The 23,683-nt window shown below is 35.3% G+C and carries 21 protein-coding genes; 12 read left to right on the plus strand and 9 right to left on the minus strand.

From position 1 onward, the window contains the following. The first annotated feature begins 140 nt into the window (after positions 1-140). Positions 141-1,487, plus strand: a complete 1,347-nt coding sequence (locus AC4PRO_RS03335; protein ID WP_492116316.1) for a serine hydrolase domain-containing protein — start codon at positions 141-143, stop codon at positions 1,485-1,487. A 231-nt stretch (positions 1,488-1,718) separates the two neighbouring features. After that, on the plus strand, positions 1,719-2,405 hold the full coding sequence (locus AC4PRO_RS03340) for a hypothetical protein (RefSeq protein WP_074720487.1): 687 nt from the start codon (positions 1,719-1,721) through the stop codon (positions 2,403-2,405). Positions 2,406-2,593: 188 nt separating this feature from the next. Here the strand turns inward: AC4PRO_RS03340 and sufD are convergent, their stop codons facing one another. From sufD to AC4PRO_RS03360, 4 genes are all read right to left on the minus strand, one after another. Then, positions 2,594-3,910: a Fe-S cluster assembly protein SufD gene (gene sufD, locus AC4PRO_RS03345; RefSeq protein ID WP_091093778.1), complete on the minus strand. Its 1,317-nt coding sequence runs from the start codon at positions 3,908-3,910 to the stop codon at positions 2,594-2,596. 72 nt (positions 3,911-3,982) lie between these two features. Further along, positions 3,983-4,735 carry a Fe-S cluster assembly ATPase SufC gene (gene sufC / locus AC4PRO_RS03350; RefSeq protein WP_492116317.1) on the minus strand — a complete coding sequence of 251 codons (753 nt, stop codon included), beginning with the start codon at positions 4,733-4,735 and terminating at the stop codon, positions 3,983-3,985. Between the two features lie 65 nt (positions 4,736-4,800). Then, positions 4,801-6,249, minus strand: coding sequence for a Fe-S cluster assembly protein SufB (gene sufB / locus AC4PRO_RS03355; protein ID WP_492116318.1), 1,449 nt, complete (start codon positions 6,247-6,249; stop codon positions 4,801-4,803). Between the two features lie 111 nt (positions 6,250-6,360). Further along, positions 6,361-6,690: a HesB/IscA family protein gene (locus tag AC4PRO_RS03360; protein WP_074720493.1), complete on the minus strand. Its 330-nt coding sequence runs from the start codon at positions 6,688-6,690 to the stop codon at positions 6,361-6,363. A gap of 259 nt (positions 6,691-6,949) precedes the next feature. On the opposite strand from AC4PRO_RS03360, the gene AC4PRO_RS03365 reads away from it, so the two are divergent. The 5 genes from AC4PRO_RS03365 to AC4PRO_RS03385 all read left to right on the plus strand — a co-directional run bounded on the left by AC4PRO_RS03365 (position 6,950) and on the right by AC4PRO_RS03385 (position 13,244). Continuing rightward, positions 6,950-7,810, plus strand: a complete 861-nt coding sequence (locus tag AC4PRO_RS03365; RefSeq protein WP_492116319.1) for an MBL fold metallo-hydrolase — start codon at positions 6,950-6,952, stop codon at positions 7,808-7,810. Positions 7,811-7,886: 76 nt separating this feature from the next. Next, a complete protein-coding gene (locus AC4PRO_RS03370) occupies positions 7,887-9,512 on the plus strand; it encodes a S8 family peptidase (RefSeq protein ID WP_492116320.1) in 1,626 nt (541 codons plus the stop codon). Between the two features lie 61 nt (positions 9,513-9,573). After that, a complete protein-coding gene (locus tag AC4PRO_RS03375) occupies positions 9,574-11,445 on the plus strand; it encodes a M1 family metallopeptidase (protein WP_492116321.1) in 1,872 nt (623 codons plus the stop codon). A gap of 29 nt (positions 11,446-11,474) precedes the next feature. Then, the gene (locus AC4PRO_RS03380; RefSeq protein ID WP_492116322.1) at positions 11,475-11,873 is read left to right on the plus strand and encodes a hypothetical protein; all 399 of its coding nucleotides are present in this window, start codon (positions 11,475-11,477) and stop codon (positions 11,871-11,873) included. A 117-nt stretch (positions 11,874-11,990) separates the two neighbouring features. Continuing rightward, positions 11,991-13,244, plus strand: coding sequence for a protoporphyrinogen/coproporphyrinogen oxidase (locus tag AC4PRO_RS03385; protein WP_492116323.1), 1,254 nt, complete (start codon positions 11,991-11,993; stop codon positions 13,242-13,244). A gap of 181 nt (positions 13,245-13,425) precedes the next feature. On the opposite strand, the gene AC4PRO_RS03390 is transcribed toward AC4PRO_RS03385, so the two are convergent. Continuing rightward, positions 13,426-13,803: a hypothetical protein gene (locus AC4PRO_RS03390; protein ID WP_492116324.1), complete on the minus strand. Its 378-nt coding sequence runs from the start codon at positions 13,801-13,803 to the stop codon at positions 13,426-13,428. Positions 13,804-13,971: 168 nt separating this feature from the next. On the opposite strand from AC4PRO_RS03390, the gene AC4PRO_RS03395 reads away from it, so the two are divergent. After that, positions 13,972-14,100: a hypothetical protein gene (locus AC4PRO_RS03395; RefSeq protein WP_262488705.1), complete on the plus strand. Its 129-nt coding sequence runs from the start codon at positions 13,972-13,974 to the stop codon at positions 14,098-14,100. A 69-nt stretch (positions 14,101-14,169) separates the two neighbouring features. Here AC4PRO_RS03395 and AC4PRO_RS03400 read toward each other — a convergent pair whose 3' ends face one another. Continuing rightward, the gene (locus AC4PRO_RS03400) at positions 14,170-15,108 is read right to left on the minus strand and encodes an L-threonine 3-dehydrogenase (RefSeq protein WP_492116325.1); all 939 of its coding nucleotides are present in this window, start codon (positions 15,106-15,108) and stop codon (positions 14,170-14,172) included. A 225-nt stretch (positions 15,109-15,333) separates the two neighbouring features. On the opposite strand from AC4PRO_RS03400, the gene AC4PRO_RS03405 reads away from it, so the two are divergent. Further along, positions 15,334-15,945: a DUF3450 domain-containing protein gene (locus AC4PRO_RS03405; protein ID WP_074720512.1), complete on the plus strand. Its 612-nt coding sequence runs from the start codon at positions 15,334-15,336 to the stop codon at positions 15,943-15,945. Beyond that, on the plus strand, positions 15,938-19,312 hold the full coding sequence (gene mfd, locus AC4PRO_RS03410) for a transcription-repair coupling factor (protein WP_074720513.1): 3,375 nt from the start codon (positions 15,938-15,940) through the stop codon (positions 19,310-19,312). The genes AC4PRO_RS03405 and mfd overlap by 8 nt, the downstream gene beginning before the upstream one ends. Positions 19,313-19,371: 59 nt before the next feature. Here the strand turns inward: mfd and AC4PRO_RS03415 are convergent, their stop codons facing one another. The 3 genes from AC4PRO_RS03415 to AC4PRO_RS03425 all read right to left on the minus strand — a co-directional run bounded on the left by AC4PRO_RS03415 (position 19,372) and on the right by AC4PRO_RS03425 (position 21,531). Then, positions 19,372-20,028 (minus strand): aspartate kinase, encoded by a 657-nt coding sequence (locus AC4PRO_RS03415; protein ID WP_074720515.1) that lies wholly within the window; start codon positions 20,026-20,028, stop codon positions 19,372-19,374. 92 nt (positions 20,029-20,120) lie between these two features. Continuing rightward, a complete protein-coding gene (locus AC4PRO_RS03420) occupies positions 20,121-20,480 on the minus strand; it encodes a YraN family protein (protein WP_492116326.1) in 360 nt (119 codons plus the stop codon). Between the two features lie 154 nt (positions 20,481-20,634). Next, complete coding sequence (locus AC4PRO_RS03425; RefSeq protein ID WP_492116393.1) at positions 20,635-21,531, minus strand: S66 peptidase family protein; 897 nt, start codon at positions 21,529-21,531, stop codon at positions 20,635-20,637. Positions 21,532-21,803: 272 nt separating this feature from the next. On the opposite strand from AC4PRO_RS03425, the gene AC4PRO_RS03430 reads away from it, so the two are divergent. Further along, a complete protein-coding gene (locus AC4PRO_RS03430) occupies positions 21,804-22,913 on the plus strand; it encodes an endonuclease/exonuclease/phosphatase family protein (RefSeq protein WP_492116327.1) in 1,110 nt (369 codons plus the stop codon). 178 nt (positions 22,914-23,091) lie between these two features. Continuing rightward, complete coding sequence (locus tag AC4PRO_RS03435) at positions 23,092-23,631, plus strand: 3-hydroxyanthranilate 3,4-dioxygenase (protein ID WP_074720523.1); 540 nt, start codon at positions 23,092-23,094, stop codon at positions 23,629-23,631. Positions 23,632-23,683: the final 52 nt, after the last annotated feature.

The raw sequence follows: 23,683 nt of genomic DNA on the forward strand, positions 1-23,683 counted from the left end.
CTAAATACAAAAGTACTAAAATCCAATTTGTTTTCGCTGCTAATTCACTGTTTTTTATGTTTGTTTCTTATGCTTTCATAGAAATATCCTATTGAATTAATGACGGGAAATTTTACTAAATTGCAGTAAAATAGGATCAAATGAAAAAATTCTTTAAACTTGTTGGTTTTGTCTCTTTTATTGGGATTCTTTATTATGGATTTATAACCTATCCCAAATTGGATTTGATTTCTGGCTTTTCAGCCAAAAGCATTGCTTCGGGACATTTTATAGACCAGCGTTCCATGGAAATGATTGAAAAGGGAGACAACGATATAAAGATGATTGATTTGGCTACAAACACAATTGATGAAAACGGACAATTTGCGACGGCATCTGTTTATGGATTGAAAGAACGAAAAGCAATTTACCGCGAAGGTTTGGGAGTTACTTTGGTAGATGCTGATTTTGATATCAACAAGCCGTATGATATTCCAAAACGAAATAAAACAACAAACAATCTAACTTTTCCTTACGGAGATATAGAGCAAAAGGATACGGTTTTTAGCAATGTGGATTATGCTAAATTGAATGCGGCTGTAGCCAATGCGTTCGACGAAAAAGGGATAGTGAATAAAAGAACCCGATCTTTATTAGTAATTTATAAAGACAAAATAATAGCAGAGAAATACGATACGGGTTTCAATAAAGACAGTAAAATTCTCGGCTGGTCGATGACTAAAAGTATAACGGCAACACTGTTTGGAATCCTTCAAAAACAAGGGAAGTACGATATTAATAAACCAGCTCCAATTGTAGAATGGAAAAATGATAATCGTAAAATAATTACGACGAACGATTTACTTCACATGAATTCTGGATTAGAATGGGAGGAGAATTACAGTACGATTTGTGACGCCACAACGATGTTATTTCAATCAGAAAATATGGGGAGGATACAATTAGAAAAACCATCTGCCTTCACACCCAATACCCATTGGAACTATTCCTCCGGAACAACTAATTTACTGTCTTATATTTTAAGAAACCAGTTCAAGACGCATCAGGAATATTTAGATTTTTGGTATTCGGCTTTGATTGATAAAATAGGAATGAAATCGATGGTTGTAGAAACGGATATGGCGGGTAATTATGTGGGTTCTTCGTATGGATGGGCAACAACGCGCGATTGGTCAAAATTTGGTTTGTTGTATTTGAACAAGGGAAATTGGAATGGGGAACAGATTCTGGACGAAAGTTGGGTAAAATATGTGGCAACTCCGACCGCTACTTCAAACGGTGGGTATGGAGCGCAATTTTGGTTAAATGCCGGCGGGAAATTCCCTGATGTACCGCGCGATATGTTTTATTGTAGCGGTTTTCAAGGGCAGATGGTAGCGATTATTCCATCTATGGATTTGGTTATCGTACGCATGGGCTTAAAAGAAGATCCAGAGTTTGATTTTAACGGGTTTTTGAAAGGAGTCATTGGGAGTTTGAAGAAGTAAAGGTTTTAATCGTGAAAGTCATGAGGTTTCGTTTGAAAGGAATGTACTATTTCTGAGCTTTACCAAAAAGTAGGTACAGCAAATACGCGAGCTTCGCTAAGAGGTTTGGTAAAGCTTTGCTATCCTTTTAGTAAAAGTTTTTGTCGGAAATGTTATTTTTACTATTTGAAAGATTTTTTTTAATAATTAATGTTAAATTTTAATATATTTGCTTAAAAAATAACTCTAATTATGAAAAAAAATTATTTCGTAGCAGTTTTGCTAATTGCTTTTTTGTCTTTTACGTCATGTTCTAGTGATGATTCTTCTTCCAATGGTACAGCAGAGGTTTCTAGTGAAAGTTACTGGCCATTGGCTGTAAACAATCAATGGGTGTATAATGAAAACGGTTCTCTAGCAGCACCCGTTAAAATCACTGGTACGGAAAAATTTGATGGAGTGGTTTATTATAAGACTTCGGAGAAAAATGAATATAATTTGCAATCCTGGGTAGCAAAAAAAGACCGCACTTATTATCTTAAAATTGGTGCTTTAGATATTACTGAAAGTGGCATTAATATTAAAATGAATAGTTATGAGTTGCCAGTTTTCAAGGACAATTTAGCTATTAATGAGCAATGGAGTGGAACTACTGCTGTAAAAGTAACTTATATAGTAAGTGGTCAAAGTGTTTCAGCAAATATGGAAATAAAATATGTGGGCACTATTTTAGATAAGAATGCAAGCCTTACAATTAATGATAAGGTGTATACAAATATTATTAAATCGAGATATAGACAAGATGTTATTATTCAAGGGCAAAGTACAGTTACAGAGACTCTTTATTGGTATGCCAAAGGTATCGGCCCGATAAAAGTTGTCCACACTGCTGATGGTCAAGTAACAGAACAAATTATAATTGATTACGTCATTAATTAAAAATTGTTTTTGTAGCTCCGTTAATAGCGGCATCTTTTTATAGTCTTGTTTTTTAGAGACTATATAAAACATAGCAAATGAATGGATTAGTTTCTGAGCATGAGATATATTATAAAGAATAAAGGGCGCAAAGTTTTACTAAACTTTGCGCCCTTTGCATATTCCTTATTTACCTTTGCGGTTAAAAACTATAAATCAAATCCAATTTTAACACCTAATTTGTTGGCGATAATTTTAGTAATTCTTTGTTTTAATTCCGGTATTTTGATGCTTTCGATAACGGCATTCGAGAACGCATACATCAATAAAGCTTTGGCTTCTTTTTGTGGAATTCCACGTTGTTGCATGTAGAACATAGCGGTTTCATCTAATTGTCCGATGGTACAACCGTGTGAACATTTTACATCATCAGCAAAAATCTCTAATTGTGGTTTAGCGTTTATAGTCGCTTTATCACTCAATAGGATGTTGTTGCTTTTTTGGAATGCGTTGGTTTTCTGCGCTTCTTTTTCTACGAAAATTTTACCATTGAAAACACCGGTGGAACGGTCAGAAAAGATTCCTTTGTAATCTTGGTGGCTTTCACAATTAGGAGTGGCATGTTGTACCAAAGTATAATGGTCTACGTGCTGTTTTTCTCCAATAATCGTAATTCCGTTTAAGTAACTTACGATTCTTTCTCCAAAATGGTAGAAGTTCAAGTTGTTTCTAGTTAGGTTTCCTCCAAAAGAAAAAGTATTAACTGCTACACTACTTTCTTGTTTTTGAGACACATAAGTGTTGTCAATCAAGTTAGCGGTTAGCTTGTCATTTTGAATTTTGTAGAAGTCCACTATGGCACGTTTTTGAGCAAAAATCTCAGTAACTGAATTGGTTAATACTGGGTTTTCAGTCAAACTTTGGTGACGCTCAATAATTTGAACATGTGAATTTTCACCTACAATCACTAAGTTTCTTGGTTGCACCATTAGCGCAGACTCATTTCCTGTTGAGAAATACATGATCTCAATAGGTTTGTCTGCGACTTTGCTTTTGGGAATGTTGATATAAGCTCCTTCAGTGGCAAAAGCCGTATTCAATGAAGTTAAACTTTCCTCTTTGTTGGCAATTTGATTATAGTAATTGTCAATAATCATCTTGTATTTTGGTTTATTCAATGCCGAAGACATTAAGCAAACATCGATTCCTTCGTGAGTTGTAGACGATAAGTACGAACTGAAAATACCATCAATAAATACTACTTTGTAAGTGTCTACCTCATGTAAAAAATATTTTTTTACATCAGAATATTGAATACTGTTTTCTTTTTTAGGGAAAACGGTAAAGTCGTTTTTTAAGAGAGCGTTTAGCGAAGTATATTTCCAAGCTTCATCTTTCTTAGTTGGGAACCCTTTATTTTCAAAGTTTTTTATAGCCGAAGTTCGTACATCATGAAGTTCAGAGTGAACATCAAGGCGCTCTTCAAAAGCCATAAAAGACGAGATTAATTTTTCTTTCAAATCCATTTTGTTTAGTTATGAGTTGTGAGTTATGAGTTATAAGTTTTGAAAACTGCTAACTGAAAACTGTTAACTAATTTATGCTTCTTGTTCTTGTTTAATCCAGTCGTATCCTTTTTCTTCTAGTTCTAAAGCCAAAGAAGCGTCTCCAGATTTTACAATTTTACCGTTAAGTAAAACATGGACAAAATCAGGAACGATATAGTCTAATAAACGTTGGTAATGCGTGATTACTACGATTGCGTTTTTGTCGCTTTTTAATTTATTAACTCCGTTAGCTACGATACGCAAGGCATCGATATCTAATCCAGAATCAGTTTCGTCAAGGATAGCTAATTTCGGCTCTAACATTGCCATTTGGAAAATCTCATTACGTTTTTTCTCTCCACCTGAAAATCCTTCGTTAAGAGAACGAGAAAGAAATTTACGGTCAATTTCTAATAATTCTGATTTTTCACGAATCACTTTTAGCATTTCGTTAGCAGGCATTTCTTCCTGTCCGTTTGCTTTACGAGTTTCGTTGATTGCTGTTCTGATGAAGTTCGTTACCGATACTCCAGGGATTTCAACAGGGTATTGAAAAGAAAGGAATACTCCTTTATGCGCTCTTTCTTCTGGAGCTAATTCACTTAGATCTTCTCCGTCTAAAGAAATTGCACCTTCGGTTACTTCGTAGTTTTCATTTCCTGCAATGATGGACGCAAGCGTACTTTTTCCGGCACCGTTTGGTCCCATTATCGCATGAATTTCTCCTGCTTTTACTTCAAGATTAATTCCTTTTAATATTTCTTTATCTCCAATGGAGGCGTGTAAATTTTTTATGCTTAACATTAGTTTTTTATTTTAAACCATTAAGGTATTAAGATTCATTTAGTTCTCTTTTTTCAACAGGAAAATTATCCTACAGATCCTTCTAGAGATATTTCCAATAATTTCTGTGCTTCCACGGCAAACTCCATTGGTAGCTTGTTCAGTACATCTTTACTGAAACCATTCACGATTAAAGCAATTGCCTTTTCAGTTGGAATTCCACGTTGGTTACAATAGAAAACTTGGTCTTCACCAATTTTACTAGTTGTTGCCTCATGTTCAATTTTTGCTGATGGATTTTTGCTTTCGATATAAGGGAAAGTATGCGCTCCACAGTTGTTACCCATTAATAACGAATCACATTGTGAAAAGTTTCTTGCGTTATCCGCATTTGGCGAAATACGTACTAAACCTCTATAACTGTTTTGTGATTGACCTGCTGAAATACCTTTAGAAATAATAGTCGATTTAGTATTTTTTCCTAAATGGATCATTTTTGTTCCAGTATCTGCTTGTTGAAAGTTGTTAGTAACAGCAATCGAGTAAAACTCTCCTACTGAATTGTCTCCTTTTAATATAACAGATGGATATTTCCAAGTTACGGCAGAACCAGTTTCTACCTGTGTCCAAGAGATTTTTGCATTTTTCTCGCAGATTCCTCTTTTAGTCACAAAATTGTAAACCCCACCTTTACCTTCTTTGTTTCCAGGATACCAGTTTTGTACCGTAGAATATTTAATTTCAGCATCGTCCATAGCAATTAATTCTACTACGGCAGCGTGCAATTGATTTTCATCGCGACTCGGTGCAGTACAACCTTCAAGGTAACTTACATAACTTCCTTCATCGGCAATTAGTAATGTTCTTTCAAATTGTCCTGTTCCGGCTTGATTTATTCTAAAGTAAGTCGAAAGTTCCATTGGGCAACGAACCCCTTTTGGAATATAACAGAAGGAACCGTCAGAGAAAACAGCTGAATTCAATGCGGCATAAAAATTATCTTTTTGTGGAACAACAGTTCCTAAATGTTTACGAACTAATTCTGGATGCTCTTTAATGGCTTCAGAAATACTCATAAATATGATTCCTTTTTCTCCTAATGTTTTCTTGAATGTTGTAGCAACTGAAACGGAATCAACTACGATATCCATGGCTACATTATTCATCATCTTTTGCTCATCGACAGAAATACCTAACTTTTTGTACATTTCTAAAAGTTCCGGATCTACATCGTCTAATGTTTTGTTAGGATCTACCGCTTTTGGCGCAGAATAATAGGAAATAGCCTGAAAGTCCGGTTTTGTATAATGAACATTAGCCCACTCTGGCTCGACCATTTCTTGCCAAGCACGAAAAGCGTCAATGCGCCAGTCTGTCATCCATTGTGGTTCTTCTTTTCTAAGCGAAATAGCGCGAACGATATCTTCGTTTAAGCCAATAGGAAATGTATCCGATTCTAATTCGGTGTAAAATCCGTACTCATATTCTTTAGTTTCGAGTTCGATTTTTAAATCGTCTTCTGTGTATTTTGACATTTTTTTTCTAATTAGAACCATTTAGGAATTAAGTTTCATTTGGGCGTTGTAAGCGCTTCATTTTCTTAATTTCTATATAGTGTGAAATTTATGTTTTTAATCGATGTGTAATTAAAGAGAGAAACTCTCTCCACATCCACATGTTCTATTTGCATTGGGATTGTTGAAAATGAATCCTTTTCCGTTTATTCCGCCTGAGAACTCTAATATTGTTCCGGCTAAATAAAGGAAAGATTTTTTCTCCACTGCAATTGTTATTTCGTTGTCTATGAATATTTTATCGTCTTCGCTTTTGGCTTTGTCAAATTTTAAATCATAAGACAAACCGGAGCATCCGCCACTTTTGACACCTACTCTAACGTAGTCTGTAGCAGCGTCAAAACCGTCCTCTTTCATCAAATCGATGATTTTCTTTTTGGCAGTATCTGAAACCTGTATCATTATTATATTGATTTTGTCTAAATTAACGACAAATATACTATATAAAAACCTTTTTCCATAACTGATAACATTTTTATAACTAATGACAAAATAGAAAAAGACTATGCAATTGCCTTTAATGCAGATCAATTTTCATAAATTGCAATCTCTTTATGAAAAATACGAAGATTCAAAGAGAGGTTCCTTTTTAGTTAAGGGTTGGGACTATCTAAGCGGAATCTTTTAATTTTTCAATTTTTTAATCTTTTAATTCAAAAAAATGAAACTATATTCTATAGAAACCGGCAATTTTAAATTAGATGGTGGTGCGATGTTTGGGGTTGTACCCAAAACCATTTGGAGCCGCACCAATCCAGCCGATGCTAATAATTTAATCGATATCGCAGCAAGATGCCTGCTTATTGAAGATGGAAACCGATTAATTTTAATCGACACCGGAATGGGGGACAAGCAATCGGAGAAGTTTTTTGGGTACTATTCGCTTTGGGGAACACACTCTATGGATAAATCATTGGCAAAATATGGTTTTAGCCGTGATGATATTACCGATGTTTTTATGACGCATTTGCATTTTGACCATTGTGGTGGAAGTGTGCAATGGAACAAGGAAAAAACAGGCTACGAACCCGCTTTTAAAAACGCTAAGTTTTGGTCTAACGAAAATCATTGGGAATGGGCCACAAAACCTAACCCGAGAGAAAAGGCTTCTTTCTTGTCGGAAAATATTTTACCAATGCAAGAAAGTGGGCAGTTGAATTTTATCAAAAGACCCGAAGGTGATTTTCTAGAGCAATCAGAACTAGGGTTTGGAATTTTCTTTGCCGATGGTCACACCGAGAAGCAAATGATTCCGCACATTCAATACAAAGACAAAACAATTGTTTTTTGTGCTGATTTATTGGCGACAGCCGGACACATTCCAGTTGCTTATGTAATGGGATACGATACCAGACCGTTGTTAACGATGCCGGAGAAAACAAAGTTCCTGAATGCCGCTGCTGACAATGATTATTATTTGTTCCTAGAACACGATGCACATAATGAGATTATTACCGTACAACATACCGAAAAAGGAGTGCGATTGAAGGAGATTTTTAAAGCGGACGAAATCTTAACATAGTGTTAATCGTTTTTATTATGTAACAAAATAAATTATTTTAGACCAATATTTCAAATTCAAATAAATAATTAGATAGATGAATAGTATTAAACCGATTTGCCTTTCTGCCTTTGCCGTGTTGGTTTTGGCTGGATGTGGAGCTCAAAAACAAGTTTCAAGTTTTAGTTCTTTAACGGCAATTACTGCCCCTTTAAATGTTAAAAAGAACGCCGCTTTAAAAGAAAATGAATTAAAACGTTGGAGTCATTTAGACATCGTAAATGATACGATTCCTGGAATGAGTGTTGACAGAGCATATGCAGAACTTCTGAAAGATAAAAAGGGAGTAAAAGTAATTGTAGGGATTGTAGATTCAGGTGTGGATATTGAACACGAAGATCTAAAATCAGTAATTTGGACCAACTCAAAAGAAATTGCGGGTAATGGTATCGATGATGACAATAACGGTTATGTTGATGATATTCATGGTTGGAATTTTCTTGGAGACATCACTAAAGAAAATTTAGAATACGAAAGAATCATCAAAGACAAAAACTTGGTAGATGAAGTAACGTATCAGGAAGCGAAGAAAATCAATGACGAAAAAATAGCCAAAGCGCAAGCAGGAAAAACTCGTTTAGAGGGGTTGTTAACTACTACAGCGAGTGCAGATGCAGTTATAGAAAAGGTTTTAGCAAAGCGTGTGTATACTATTGATGAAGTAAACGCAATTGATTCAAAAGACACCTCAATATTAGAAAGTAAAGTGACAATGCAAAGAATGCTTTCTTATGGAATGAGTATAGTTGACCTAGAAAAAGCGATTCAAGGAGATATTGATGAAATGTCTGCCCTTCTTAATGGAGATAATCTAAAACAAAATTACAGAGACGTTGTTGGTGATAACCCAAACGATTTATCGGACACAAAATACGGAAATAATAACGTAATGGGGCCAGACAAGGAAAAAATCCTTCACGGAACTCACGTTGCAGGAATCGTCGCTCAGGTTAGAAATAACACTATTGGGGGTGACGGAATTGCAAATAATGTTGAAATCTTGACAGTTCGTGCTGTGCCAGACGGAGACGAATACGATAAAGATATCGCACTTGGAATTCGTTATGCAGTTGATAACGGAGCGAAAGTAATCAACGGAAGTTTCGGAAAAAGTTTTTCTCCTCACAAACAATGGGTGTATGATGCTATTAAATACGCGGAGAAAAAAGACGTATTGATTGTACACGCTGCCGGAAACGATGCAAAAGACATTGATAGTTACGATAATTTCCCTAATGATTCTGATAATAAAAAAACAGAATTTTCGGATAATATGATTACCATCGGTGCTTTGAATTTTGAGTATGGTGATAAAGTTGTGGCGCGTTTCTCTAACATTGGGAAAGTGAATGTTGATGTTTTTGCACCAGGTGTGAAAATTTACGCGACAACGCCAAACGACACTTACAAATACTTACAAGGAACATCAATGGCATCGCCAAACGTTGCTGGGGTTGCTGCTATAATTCGTTCTTATTATCCAAGCTTAACGGCATCGCAAGTAAAACACATTTTGATGGATTCAGGTGTAGCGATTACTGAAGAGGTTGTTGTAGGAGGAAATCCAAAAGACAACCGTTCTTTTACTACTTTGTCAAAATCAGGAAAAATAGTAAATGCATACAACGCCGTGTTAATGGCGGATAAAATGTCAAAAAAATAATATAGAATAGTTACAAATCCAATGGAAGGACAATTGTCCTTCCATTTTTTATTTAAATACCATGAAAAAACTACTTTTAATTTCTTTTATTACTTTCAATTTAGGAGCCGTCTCTGCGCAAAGCACGGCTTATTGGCAACAACATGTTGACTACAAGATGGATGTTGTGATGGATGTGAAAAACTATCAATACAAAGGGAAGCAAGAATTAGTGTATACTAATAATTCGCCAGACACTTTGAGAAAAGTGTATTATCATTTATTCAATAATGCTTTTCAACCAGGAAGCGAAATGGATGCACGACTACATAGTATCAAAGATCCTGATGGGAGAATGGTAAACAAAGTAAAAGTAGATGGAAAAGAGGTTAAAGTAAGTCGCATCGAAGGGTTAAAGCCAGATGAAATTGGGTATTTAAAAATTTCTAATTTTAAGCAAGATGGTGTTACCGCTGAAACAAAAACAGTAAGTACAATTCTTGAAGTTACTTTGGCTAAGCCAATTCTACCGAATAGTAAAACTACTTTTACCTTAGATTTTGATGGACAAGTTCCTGTACAAATTCGTCGTTCTGGTAGAAATAATTCAGAAGGAGTTGAGTTATCAATGGCACAATGGTATCCAAAAATGGCCGAATTTGATTTTGAAGGTTGGCATGCTGATCCTTATATCGCTAGAGAATTTCACGGTGTTTGGGGAGATTTTGATGTTAATATTACAATTGACAAAGACTATACTTTGGGAGGTTCAGGGTATTTACAAAACCAAAACGAAATTGGACACGGATACGAAGACGCGGGTGTTAACGTAAACTATCCTAAGAAACTAAAAATGTTGACTTGGCATTTTGTAGCGCCTATGGTTCATGATTTTACTTGGGCTGCGGACAAAAACTACATTCACGATGTGGTAAAAGGCCCCAATGATGTTGCTTTACATTTTCTTTACAAAAACTATCCAAAGACCATTGAAAACTGGAAGAAAGTAGAGCCGATGATGGTTGATGTAATGGATTTTTACAATAAAAATATCGGAAATTATCCATATAAACAATATTCATTTATTCAAGGTGGCGATGGCGGAATGGAATATGCCATGTGTACTTTGATGCTAGGAAATGGAACTCTGGAAGGGATTTATGGAACAGCAACACATGAATTAGGACACTCTTGGTTTCAACACATTTTAGCTTCAAATGAATCAAAACACCCATGGATGGATGAAGGATTTACAACTTATGTTGAAGACTGGGCGGTAAATGAATTGGGCAATAAAAAAGTGGAAAACCCTTTTGAAGGAAATTACAAGGCTTATTATAGTTTAGTGAATTCAGGGAAAGAGCAACCACAAACGACTCATGGAGATCGTTATGATGAAAACAGACCCTATAGTATTTCTTCTTATGTAAAAGGAAGTATCTTTTTGTCACAATTAAATTATGTGATTGGAAAAGATAAATTAGCAGAAACCATCAAAAGGTATTTTCATGATTTTAAATTCAAACATCCTACACCTAATGATATCAAAAGAACTGCTGAACGTGTTTCAGGCGCTAATTTAGATTGGTATTTACTAGACTGGACACAAACGTTGAACACGATTGATTATGGTATCAAAGCGGTAACGGATAACGGCGACAAAACTACAGTTAGTTTAGAAAGAATTGGTAGAATGCCAATGCCAATCGACTTATTAGTAGAGTATACTGATGGAACTACTGAAAGTTTTTATGTTCCTTTACGTTTGATGAGTTTCGAAAAAGAAAATCCAAATCCTGCAGTAAAAAGAACGGTATTGAACGACTGGACTTGGGCAGCATCTAATTATGATTTTACTATTGATAAAGCAAAAAGTACGGTAAAGAAAATCACTATCGATCCGAGTGGATTAATGGCTGATGTGAAACAAGAAAATAACGTTTTCAAACAATAAATAGTAGTACTAAATTTAAGTAGTGGTTCATGAATATTAACTATAACGAATCTAATAAATCCATCGAGATTAAGGACGGACTTAAAAACTATGTCTTCTTACTGAACTTTCTGATGGTTTTAAACCTACTGAATGCGATTCTAAATTTATCAGATATAAAAGCAAGCTTTGGTTTCATGAAAATAATATGGTTGGTATTAGGAGTTGTTTCAATTGTGATACTTTATAATTCTATTTTTAAAAAATCAACAAGAGAAAAAATACCTATCGATCAAATAAAAGGATTGAATCAGCGAATTTTTTTAGGAAGAAAAAAATATTTTATAGAATTAAAGAACGGGAAAAGCCGTGATTTATTAGAAGTAAAATCAGAATCAGAATTTACCAAATTGCGTACGATGTTTACAAAAAATGGAATTCTACAATAAAAGCAAAAGGTCGCAAAATATATTTTTTGCGACTTTTTTTGTGTTTAGGAAAAAGAGAGTATTGTGTTCGACGAAAGGAAACACTAAATTTGTAACAAACGATTTTATAAATACGATATGAATCCAACTATAACAATTATTGGCGCAGGAATTTCAGGGCTTACAGCAGGATTACATTTGCATCGCCAGGGTTTTTCTGTAAAAATCATAGAGGCTAGTGATAGGGCAGGTGGGAGAATAAAGACAGATAGTATCGATGGATTTAGGCTTGATCGCGGTTTTCAGGTTTTGCTTACTTCCTATCCAGAAGCGAAAATGCTATTGGATTACGAGGCATTACAACTTAAAACTTTTTTACCAGGAGCAAATGTACTTTATGACGGTGGTCAATTTGAAATTGCTGATCCGTTTAGAAGACCTTCCGCTTTGCTAGCTACCGCGTTCGCACCGGTTGGATCCTTGAAAGACAAACTCAACACTTTTTTATTAAAGCAAAAATTAGTGAGTAAATCAATCGAAGGAATCTTTATGCAAGAGCAAAAGTCAAGCTTAGAGCAATTGAAAAATTACGGATTCAGTTCTAAAATGATTAACCGTTTTTTCAAACCGTTTTTCTCGGGTATTTTTCTCGAAAACAATCTAACAACGCCTAACAGGATGTTTGATTTCGTGATGAAAATGTTTTCTGAGGGTGACGCCGCCGTTCCCGCATTAGGTATGGAAGAAATTCCAAAGCAATTGGCAAATCAATTGCCTGCCGATTCTTTTTTGTACAATACGAAAGTCGTTGACATTCGCGAAAATACGATTGTCACCAGCTCGGGTGCTGAAATAAAATCGGATATTATTATAGTTGCGACCGAGGCGAATGATCTGATTTCGAAATTAAAAAAAAATGTTGAGACCCAACATCATTCTGTTACTAATGTGTACTTTCAAGCTACTATTGCACCTTCAAACAAAGCAGTTGTCATTCTAAATGCCTCTAAAAATAAAAAAGTGGTAAACAACTTGACGGTAATGACAAACGTCAGCAAAGCTTATGCACCCGCAGGGAAAGTTTTAATTTCGGTGTCTTGCAATGGTATTTTAGATTTGGACGAACAGGAATTAGCTGAAAAAATCAAAGAGGAACTAGAGCCTTGGTTTGGAAAACAAGTAGAAGATTGGTCACACTTGAAGACTTATAAAGTTAAATACGCATTACCAAATCTCAAAGTTCTTAAAGATGATTTGACAATTGATGATATGAAAATCAAAGACAATCTATATTGTTGTGGCGACCATTTGTTGAATGGCTCTATAAACGCAGCTATGAAATCGGGGCGCTTGGTAGCCGACTTGATAATTTCAGAGCACCAAAAAAATTAAATGCTCTAGCAGTAGGACAGTATTTAAAGCGCAAGAATTTCTTTTTTATTATAAGCTTATACTCGTTGCAAACAAGTAGCAGTTTGAGTTTTTCCAATTTCACAATTCGTATTATTTTCAAAGTAAAACCCCCCGAAGACAAAAGTATTCGAGGGGTTTTATTTTCAATTTCTGGATTTAACTATTCAAAATAATTCGCAATAAAAGTAACTAGGTTCTCATCACTCATTTTATTGGATGTACTGTCAGTTGATACAGTATTTTTATACTGAGGAGTTTCAGCTAGAAACTTAGTAAATTGTTCTTGAATCTGGCCAGTTCCTGTTAGATGAATTTCATCAACATTTGGCATCTTGCTGGCAATCTCCTTGAAAAACTTTTGCGTTAAGCCAATTTCTTGATTGTTAGCTGTTTTTTCACTTGAATTGTGCCCTGCATCTTCAGTCTCTACATGTCCCAAAACTACGAAATCCCCATTGTCAACATTTTCTCTTCCTACAATGGTTGCATGATTAGTATCCATCCATACACCAAACTGCTTTTTATTTTTTTCTGACATAATATTTTTCTTTAAAGATAGCCTTAATAGGCAGCTAATGTTATTTTTTGGGTTAAGATTATGATTTAGGATTAAAAGCAAATTTTAAAAATATGGGGCACAATAAAATCGAAGAGCAACTGAATTTTAAATGAATTCACAGAAAAACAATTGGTTGAAAAGAGATTAGTGCATAATTCCGCAACACATGACTTTACCATTATTAAAGCAAAAAGTACAATTAAGAAAATTACCATCGATCCGAGCGAATTCATGGCTGACGTAAAAGCGGCTAATAATACGTATGAAGGGAAGTAAATAATTTATAAACCCAAAAAAAGTCTAGTTCTTAAAACTAGACTTTTTTTAGGTTCTTATGTTTTCGGACTATTTTAAATGCTCCAGCATATCCACTGTCATGGATTCCAAGTCAAATTTATGTTTCCAATTCCAGTCCTTTCTGGCAAAATCATCATCAATACTCGCGGGCCAGCTATCAGCAATTTTTTGACGGAAGTCTGGTTCATAAGTAATCGTAAATTCAGGAATGTGTTTTTTGATCTCCGCTGCGATTTCTGTTGGTGTGAAGCTCATTGCAGCTAAGTTATACGAAGAACGAATTTTAATCTGTTCTGCCGGCGCTTGCATAATCTGGATTGTTGCAGCAATAGCATCATCCATATACATCATGGGCATTTTAGTTTCTGAAGATAAAAAGCACTCGTATTTTTTATCGGCCAATGCTTTGTGAAAAATATCTACGGCATAATCCGTCGTTCCACCTCCAGGAGGAGAAGAATAGCTTATTAATCCTGGGTAACGGATGCTTCTTACATCCACACCAAAGATATTATGGTAGTATTCACACCATCTTTCACCAGACTGCTTGCTGATTCCGTAAACCGTTGAGGGTTCCATGATGGTATATTGGGGCGTATTTTCTTTTGGCGTTGTTGGGCCAAAAACAGCAATGCTCGATGGCCAGAATATTTTTTTTATCTTTTTGGCTTTAGCCAAATTCAAAACGTGGAATAAAGAATTCATATTTAAATCCCAGGCAAAAGCAGGGTTTTTCTCAGCTGTTGCTGATAGTAATGCCGCCATCAAATAGATTTCATCGATTTTATGAACTTCCACAAGATGCTCAATCTGATTGAAATCTAAAGCATTGATTACTTCAAATGGCCCTGAATTAACAACATCGTTATTTAGTTTTCGAATATCGGAAGCGATTACATTATCAGTTCCATATATTTTTCTCAGAGAATGGGTTAATTCGGTACCGATTTGTCCACAAGCGCCTATAATTAATATTTTCGTACTCATTTTATCGAATTTTAAGCAGCTAAGATAACGTTTTCGTATTTATCTAAAACACTTCAAAAGGAGTTTGCTAATTGTACAAGCAAAAACTTAAAATCGTTATTTTTTGTCTGCTTTTTTGGCATTAATGATGTTAAAAATACAGTATTTTGAACTGATTTGTAATTCACATTTTGAAATCTGTATTTATAAATTTACTTTGTAACTTTGTGCTTTAATGAAAACACAATGAAATTCAAATTATCATACTTACTTTTCTTTTTTATTATCTTTTCTTCCTGTAAGGATGACAACAAAAAAAGGATCGCAGAAAACGAAAAAGACGCCAAAAAAAAGGAAGTTATTTTTTCGAATATAAATAAAGGCTGGGTTTTTTATGACTCACCTATAAATACTACTGCCGAAGAAAGTGTGGCTACGTGGAATGAGCTGCGTCTGTTTTTAGCTGAACTGGCGCAAAAACCGAAAAAGACAATTGGCGCTTTTCAACAAAAAGCCACTGCCATTTCTAAAAAAGCAATGGCATTGAATGAAAATCTGCCAATTCAATTTGATAAACCACAAATTAAAAGCAGAATATCAACCTTAATTACTAAAGTGAGACTACTGGATTTGTACATTCATTTGGATGCTATTCCAGATAAAAAGGTGATTCATTTGATTGCTGAAATCAACAACGAGTTAGCTTCGTTACAGCGACAAATGGATAAAATTGTTGAAAAAAGTAAAATTCCCGTTGAAGAAGGGGAGTCTGAATTAAAGAAAATGATGGATGCCTCCAGAGCAATTCCAAATAGTAGTCCGACAATGATTGATCCAAATACCCCTAAAGTTGAGTAAAACTGCCCTATATAACATCTATGATAGTTCTCCTAAAGTTCAACAAATTGTTGCCCGTTTGCAGGAAAATAATCAACCAAAATTGCATCTTGATGGCTTGCTGGGATCAGCTGCCTCTTTTATCATACGAGCGTTATTTAAAAAAGCAGATGCTCCGTTCCTGATTGTTTTAAACAATAAAGAGGAAGCGGCCTATTATTTGAATGATCTCGAACAAATGATTGGTGAGCAAGATGTACTGTTTTATCCGGGCTCTTATCGCCGTCCATATCAAATAGAAGATACGGATAATGCTAATGTTTTGCTTCGTGCCGAAGTACTGAACCGAATTAATTCCCGCAAGAAACCGGCTGTTATTGTTAGCTATCCCGAAGCACTATTTGAAAAAGTAGTAACTCGTAGAGATTTGGAAAAAAACACCTTAAAAGTGTCCGTAGGAGATAAGATTTCAATTGATTTTATCAATGAGGTTTTATTCGAATATGAATTTAAAAGAGTCGATTTTATTACAGAACCGGGAGAGTTTTCTGTTCGTGGAGGTATCGTCGATGTGTTTTCTTTTTCGAATGATAATCCGTACCGAGTCGAGTTTTTTGGTGACGAAGTCGAGAGCATCCGTAGTTTTGATGTGGCGACGCAATTGTCAATAGAAAAACAAAAGAAAATTACGATAATCCCAAATGTAGAGAACAAGGTTTTTCAGGAAAACAGAGAAAGCTTCTTGGATTATATTTCAGAGAAAACAGTGCTGTTTATTCAAAACACCGAAGACCTTTTTTCACAATTAGACAAGCAATTTGCAAGAGCAGAAGAAGCTTTTGAAAAATTGTCAAAAGACATCAAACATGCCGCACCGGAGCAATTGTTTTTAAACCAAAAGACTTTTATAAAAAGAGCCTTAGACTTTTCGATCGTGGAATTGAGTCCTAAACCGATTTTTAAAATCGCCAATAAATTCGAATTTCACATTCAGCCACAACCGTCATTCAATAAGCAATTTGATTTGTTGTTGAACAACCTGAGTGAAAACCAGTTTAACGGTTACAAGAATTATTTGTTTTGTTCGAATGAAGGACAAGCAAAACGATTTCATGATATTTTTGCAAGTTTAGACGAATCTAACGCCGAGAATATCCGAAAACAATACAATACGATTGTTTTGCCTTTGTACCAAGGTTTTATTGACGAGGAAAACCAAATTACCTGCTATACGGACCACCAGATTTTTGAACGCTATCATAAATTCAACATTAAGAGCAGCTATTCGAAAAAACAAAACATCACCTTAAAAGAATTGACAACGCTGTCCGTTGGAGATTATGTAACACATATCGATCACGGAATAGGACGTTTTGGAGGTTTACAAAAAATACAAGTCGAGAACAAAACACAGGAAGCTATAAAACTGGTTTATGCTGATAATGATATTGTGTATGTGAGTATTCATTCGCTGCACAAAATCTCAAAATATACGGGTAAAGACGGGACACCGCCCAAAATTTATAAGTTGGGATCGAATGCTTGGAAAGTTCTAAAACAAAAAACCAAGGCAAGAGTCAAACACATCGCATTTAATTTGATTCAGCTGTATGCCAAAAGACGATTGGACAAAGGATTCCAGTTTGCGCCAGACAGTTATTTGCAAAACGAATTAGAAAGTTCCTTTATTTATGAGGATACTCCGGATCAAACCAAATCTACTCAGGAAGTAAAAGCCGATATGGAAAGTGATCGCCCTATGGATCGATTGGTCTGCGGTGATGTAGGTTTTGGTAAAACTGAGGTGGCAATTCGCGCCGCTTTCAAGGCCGTAGACAACAGCAAGCAGGTCGCTATTCTGGTTCCAACGACTATTTTAGCGTATCAGCACTATAGAACTTTTACGGAACGATTAAAAGACATGCCAGTTACCATTGGGTATTTAAACCGATTTAGAACTGCTAAACAAAAAGCAGAAACTTTAAAAGATTTAGCGGAAGGAAAACTAGATATCGTTATAGGAACGCATCAATTAGTGAATAAAAATGTAGTTTTTAAAGATTTAGGATTGCTGATTGTTGATGAAGAACAAAAGTTTGGGGTAAACGTAAAAGACAAATTAAAAACTATTGCGGCTAACGTAGATACACTCACATTGACCGCCACGCCAATACCGAGAACGTTGCAGTTCTCCTTGATGGCGGCACGTGATTTATCAGTAATTACGACTCCGCCACCCAATCGATATCCTATTGAAACTAATGTTGTTGGTTTTAGCGAAGAGATGATTCGGGATGCGATTTCGTATGAAATTCAACGCAATGGACAAGTATTTTTTATCAATAATCGAATTGAAAATATAAAAGAAGTCGCCGGAATGATTCAGCGCTTAGTGCCCAATGCGAGAGTAGGAATTGGTCATGGGCAAATGGAAGGGAAAAAACTGGAAGAATTGATGTTGGCTTTCATGAACGGAGAATTTGATGTTTTGGTAGCCACAACAATTATCGAAAGTGGATTAGACGTTCCTAATGCCAATACAATTTTCATCAATAACGCCAATAATTTTGGTTTGTCTGATTTGCATCAGATGCGTGGACGTGTAGGGCGAAGCAATAAAAAAGCATTTTGTTATTTTATTTGTCCGCCGTATTCAGCCATGACAGATGACGCTAGAAAGAGAATTCAGGCCTTGGAACAATTCAGTGATCTGGGAAGCGGTTTTAATATCGCAATGAAAGATTTGGAGATTCGTGGTGCTGGAGATTTACTAGGAGGTGAACAATCTGGTTTTATAAACGAAATAGGTTTTGATACCTATCAGAAAATCATGAATGAAGCCATCGAGGAATTAAAGGAAAATGAGTTCAAGGATTTGTATCCTACAGAGAATAATTTAGAAACGAAGGAGTACGTAAAAGACCTGCAAATCGATACCGATTTTGAGTTGTTGTTCTCCGATGAATACATCAATAACATTAGCGAGCGGTTGAGTTTATATAGTGAATTAGCGGCTGTAAAAAACGAAGAGGAATTACAAATTTTCCAAACTAAATTGATTGACCGTTTTGGTCCAATGCCGCCACGAGCAATAGCTTTAATGAATAGCATTCGTATCAAGTGGATTGCGACTCAAGTAGGAATTGAGAAACTAGTGATGAAACAAGGCAAGATGATTTGTTATTTTGTATCAGATCAACAATCTGATTATTATCAATCACAACGTTTTAAGAATGTTATAAAGTTTGTTCAAAAGCACACTGACCTTTGTAAAATGAAAGAGAAACAAACGCCAAATGGCTTGCGCCTGCTAATCACTTTCGATAATGCAAAATCAACAAGAAAAGCTTTGGAGTTGATGGAGATGTTGGGAGGGAAAGAAGCATAAAAAAAGCTTCCTTCTTTTGAAAGAGGGAAGCTCAGCTATATAAATCGTATTTTTTTATTTTAATTCTTCAAATCCTTAATCACTTTAAAAGCAACATCTACTTGTTCTTCGCTAACTAAAATCGTGAACTCATTAGAAGTCGATATAACTTCATTAATGATGATTCCTTCCCAAGCTAAACGCTGAAAGATGAAATAATAAATACCGGGAACGACAATGTTCTCTTTTGGTAATTTAACGGTTATGGATGCCAGGTTATCTAGTTTTTGTATCAGTTTTTCATTGGTAAAATGTTTGTCAACCAAATAATTCACACTGTTGCTCACAACAAGATTGATTTCATTTACTCCTCTGGATGAGGTGTAAAACACATCGGGAAAAGCATTGATGTCTGATATTAAATCAGCTTGTTTGTTTAAAACTGTTTCAGAAACAGCGAATGTATAATCAGTCAAAGCGGAACGTACAGTTATTTCACCTATGTTTTTTATTACCTTATTGATTTTATGATTCAATCTAAAATCCAATTCTTCCGTTAGTCTCTTTAGCGACATTACAACTGCGCCTTGTTTTACTTCTTTGCCAAACTCACTTTCTAATTCTGACATTATATTTCTCGATAATGAAGTCAGATTAATAATTCCGAGAGATAATGCGTTTAAAAGAAAAGGCTTTGTTTTGATGTAATTTTCGACAATTGAAGAAACGGTTTTCATAATTTTAAATATTTTTCATTTTATGTGTTAAAACACGGTGCAAATATAAATAAAAAACATTTTGTTATAAATACAACATCAATAAAATTTACTTAAAAATGATAAAATGCATCGATAAGGTGTTCAATAACACAAGATTTGCCTTCTTTGTGTATCGCAATGATGTCAAAACGGACATCAATATCCAGATCTTTTTCAATAACATAGGCATCAACTGCTTTTACAAGAAGTTGAATTTTTTTGGGTTTCACAAAATCTTGGGGCAAACCAAATTCTAGAGAAGAGCGGGTTTTTACTTCAATAATAGCGAGGATGTTGTTTTTTTTGGCAATGATATCAATTTCTGCCTTTTGAAAAGTCCAATTGGTAGTTAAAATAGTATAGCCGTCTTTCCTAAGAAACTCGACTGCCATTTCTTCTCCCAACTTCCCTAATTCATTGTGTTCAGCCATTTCTTTAGTTTACAGTATTCAGTGTTCAGTTTCCAGACTTCTGCAATCATTTTAGCATTTCGTGATTAAGCTTCAGAAAATAGATATAGTTTATCCACAATCTACTTCCGTACAATATCCGCCTCCTTCGGAGGCGGCCGGCGGGAGGATCATTCTACTCAAATTGTAAAATACTCTTTTCGGCACTAACTTCAAGATGAACAATGCTTCCCAAAACCAAAGCTCTATTGTCGCGGATATGTCCCGCTGGGAAATTATAGACCACCGGAATGCGGTATTGTTTAGTGATATCTTCAATGATTTCAATGGCGTTTTTTCCCCAGGGAATGTCGTTGTCTTTCATTTTAGACATGGAGCCTACGATAATACCTTTTATACTTTCCAGACAACCATTGCGTTTTAAATTCATCATCATGCGATCGATATGATAAAGGTATTCATCTAAATCTTCAATAAATAAGATTTTGTCTTTACAGTCAATAGCGGAATTAGAACCTAATAAACTATAGAGAATTGATAAATTTCCACCTACGATTTCACCTGAAGCGGTTCCGAAGCGATTCATAGGGTCGGGAGTAATCTCGTAGCGGATAGGATTGCCAAATAATGCCAGTTTCAAACTTTCAACGGCCTCGGTAGTTGCTCTCGGATAAGTAATGGGCATAATTCCATGAATGGTTTTATATCCCATTGTATTTAAATGATTGTGTAAAACGGTAATGTCGCTAAAACCAACAATCCATTTTGGGCTTTGTTTAAATTTGGTGAAGTCCAACATATCGATAATTCGGACTGTGCCATAACCGCCTTTTACACACCAAATCGCTTTGATATTTGGGTTATCTAATTGTTTCTGAAAATCGGATGCTCTTTGTGCATCAGTACCTGCTAATTGATTATTGTCTAATCCAATGGTGTTTCCAATAACAACTTCTAGTCCCCAGCTGTGTAATAAATCGATGGCAGGTTGTAGGTTATCGTCAATATTTTTTCTGGCTGTCGCCAAAATTGCGATGGTATCTCCTTTTTGTAAAATGGGTGGTGTTGTCATTGTTGTATGGGCTTGACTGTTGAAAGAATTTAAAACAAAAAATAAAACCAAGGCTTTATAAAAACCAAAACTACTATTTATAAACCAAAATCGAGTGTGGTGCATATTTTTGTTTTTCGAGGACATTTAAAATATTGGATAGCAATGAAATTAACTAAAAACCAAAGATAATGAATTTCAAAAATAATTAGCTCTTTGTTGTAAAAATGAGGTATTTTTACTCAAGGAGTTGCTGCTATTGCCGATTACAATTAATTTTTTACAGTTCAAATATGAGAATTTCACGAGTGATTTTAATGTTGGTTTGTATTCTACCAGTAGTAAATGGATTTGGTCAGCAAAAAAAATATGCGATCCATACCGTTGCATTCTACAATTTTGAAAATCTTTTTGACACCATAAATGATCCCGCTACAAATGACGATGAATGGACGCCAAAAGGAGACCAACACTGGACGTCAAAAAAATACCATCAAAAGCTGCAGAATCTTTCCCGGGTTTTACTTGAAATAGGTTCCTCTGAAAACACAAATTCACCAACATTCATTGGCTGTTCTGAAATAGAGAATAGAGGGGTTCTTGAAGACTTGATCAAAGAGTCAAAAATAGCGGATAAAGAATATGGAATCATCCATTTTGATTCGCCAGATAAGAGAGGAATCGACGTGGCTTTATTGTATCAAAAAAAATATTTCCGACCTACAACTTATACCAACATTCCGTTAATCGTCTATCGAAAAGAAGCAGTAAAAATAGTGAAGTCTAAAGTAGAAGCCGATGAAAAATTGGATGATACCCTACAAACAAGCGCTCAAAATAATCGTGTCTTTACCCGAGATCAGCTTTTAGTAACTGGTTTTTTGGATGGGGAGGAAATTAACATTATTGTCAATCACTGGCCCTCACGCTCGGGCGGCGAGAAAAAATCAAGTCCTTTTAGAGAAGCAGCGGGGGAATTAAATAGAAATATAATTGACTCTTTGCAGCGGATAAACCCAAATGCAAAAGTGTTGACGATGGGAGATTTAAATGACGGGCCTTACAATAGAAGTGTGAAAATTGCCCTTGGCGCTAAAGCCAATAAAGCGGATGTACTCCCGTTGGGAATATACAATCCTTTTGAGGATATGGCCAAAAAAGGTTTGGGTACTATAGCTTTCAGAGACTCCTGGGACATTTTTGATCAAATTATGGTTTCTCAATCGCTGATTCAAAACAATTTTATCTCTTTTAATTATTGGAAAGCAGGGATATACAACAAGTCTTTTTTGATACAAACTTCTGGTCAATATAAAGGATATCCTAAACGACATTCGGAGAATGAAGTTGGTTTCAGTGATCATTTTCCGGTTTATATTTATCTGATCAAAGAGGTAAAATAGAAGCTTTATTTAATGGTCGTAGTACAGATTTGACTCAAATGAAAGAAATACATTTTTGTTCCGCCTCCCAATAGCTAATGCATAACTAACCCTTAGTAATAGTTTATGATTTTATAAACTTTACCGCTTGAGACTTTTTAGTAACTTAGCGCAACATTAATTTAACAACTCAAATAAAATGGCAATTTCAAAACCTTTCAACCTTACTAAATGGATTGATGAAAACCGTCAATTGTTGAAACCACCTGTTGGAAATAAAAATTTATATAGGGATTCTGGTGATTATATTGTCATGATTGTTGCGGGGCCTAATGCTCGGAAAGATTTTCATTATAATGAAACTGAAGAGCTGTTTTATCAATTGGAGGGTTCTATAAAAGTTATTACCCAGGAGGATGGCGAGCGCAATGTGTTAGAGCTTCATGCCGGTGACATGTACCTGCATCCTGCAAAAGTTCCACATTCTCCAGTTCGCTCTCCCGATTCAATTGGACTTGTTATTGAGCGCAAACGAGAAGGGCAAGGCTATACAGATGGCTTGTTGTGGTTTTGTGAAAGCTGCAATCATAAGTTACACGAAGTATATTTTGAGCTAAACGATATCGAAAAAGATTTCCTACCTCATTTTGAAGATTTTTACAAGTCACTAACATTGAGAACCTGTGAAAAATGTGGAACAGTTATGGAATCTGACCCTCGATTTATGACTAAAGAGTAAAATTTATAAAGGTTGCTGTATTAGTTAGGAGCGATTTCCCGTCATCCGCTAT

It is taken from the genome of Flavobacterium sp. DW-iso2, from assembly GCF_058725285.1.

What these genes read in the sequence shown, in the direction of transcription:
- AC4PRO_RS03335 (WP_492116316.1), top strand. Translation starts at nt 141, where the DNA reads ATGAAAAAATTCTTTAAACTTGTTGGTTTTGTCTCTTTTATTGGGATT.
- AC4PRO_RS03340 (WP_074720487.1), top strand. Translation starts at nt 1,719, where the DNA reads ATGAAAAAAAATTATTTCGTAGCAGTTTTGCTAATTGCTTTTTTGTCT.
- sufD (WP_091093778.1), bottom strand. Translation starts at nt 3,910, where the DNA reads ATGGATTTGAAAGAAAAATTAATCTCGTCTTTTATGGCTTTTGAAGAG.
- sufC (WP_492116317.1), bottom strand. Translation starts at nt 4,735, where the DNA reads ATGTTAAGCATAAAAAATTTACACGCCTCCATTGGAGATAAAGAAATA.
- sufB (WP_492116318.1), bottom strand. Translation starts at nt 6,249, where the DNA reads ATGTCAAAATACACAGAAGACGATTTAAAAATCGAACTCGAAACTAAA.
- AC4PRO_RS03360 (WP_074720493.1), bottom strand. Translation starts at nt 6,690, where the DNA reads ATGATACAGGTTTCAGATACTGCCAAAAAGAAAATCATCGATTTGATG.
- AC4PRO_RS03365 (WP_492116319.1), top strand. Translation starts at nt 6,950, where the DNA reads ATGAAACTATATTCTATAGAAACCGGCAATTTTAAATTAGATGGTGGT.
- AC4PRO_RS03370 (WP_492116320.1), top strand. Translation starts at nt 7,887, where the DNA reads ATGAATAGTATTAAACCGATTTGCCTTTCTGCCTTTGCCGTGTTGGTT.
- AC4PRO_RS03375 (WP_492116321.1), top strand. Translation starts at nt 9,574, where the DNA reads ATGAAAAAACTACTTTTAATTTCTTTTATTACTTTCAATTTAGGAGCC.
- AC4PRO_RS03380 (WP_492116322.1), top strand. Translation starts at nt 11,475, where the DNA reads ATGAATATTAACTATAACGAATCTAATAAATCCATCGAGATTAAGGAC.
- AC4PRO_RS03385 (WP_492116323.1), top strand. Translation starts at nt 11,991, where the DNA reads ATGAATCCAACTATAACAATTATTGGCGCAGGAATTTCAGGGCTTACA.
- AC4PRO_RS03390 (WP_492116324.1), bottom strand. Translation starts at nt 13,803, where the DNA reads ATGTCAGAAAAAAATAAAAAGCAGTTTGGTGTATGGATGGATACTAAT.
- AC4PRO_RS03400 (WP_492116325.1), bottom strand. Translation starts at nt 15,108, where the DNA reads ATGAGTACGAAAATATTAATTATAGGCGCTTGTGGACAAATCGGTACC.
- AC4PRO_RS03405 (WP_074720512.1), top strand. Translation starts at nt 15,334, where the DNA reads ATGAAATTCAAATTATCATACTTACTTTTCTTTTTTATTATCTTTTCT.
- AC4PRO_RS03415 (WP_074720515.1), bottom strand. Translation starts at nt 20,028, where the DNA reads ATGAAAACCGTTTCTTCAATTGTCGAAAATTACATCAAAACAAAGCCT.
- AC4PRO_RS03420 (WP_492116326.1), bottom strand. Translation starts at nt 20,480, where the DNA reads ATGGCTGAACACAATGAATTAGGGAAGTTGGGAGAAGAAATGGCAGTC.
- AC4PRO_RS03425 (WP_492116393.1), bottom strand. Translation starts at nt 21,531, where the DNA reads ATGACAACACCACCCATTTTACAAAAAGGAGATACCATCGCAATTTTG.
- AC4PRO_RS03430 (WP_492116327.1), top strand. Translation starts at nt 21,804, where the DNA reads ATGAGAATTTCACGAGTGATTTTAATGTTGGTTTGTATTCTACCAGTA.
- AC4PRO_RS03435 (WP_074720523.1), top strand. Translation starts at nt 23,092, where the DNA reads ATGGCAATTTCAAAACCTTTCAACCTTACTAAATGGATTGATGAAAAC.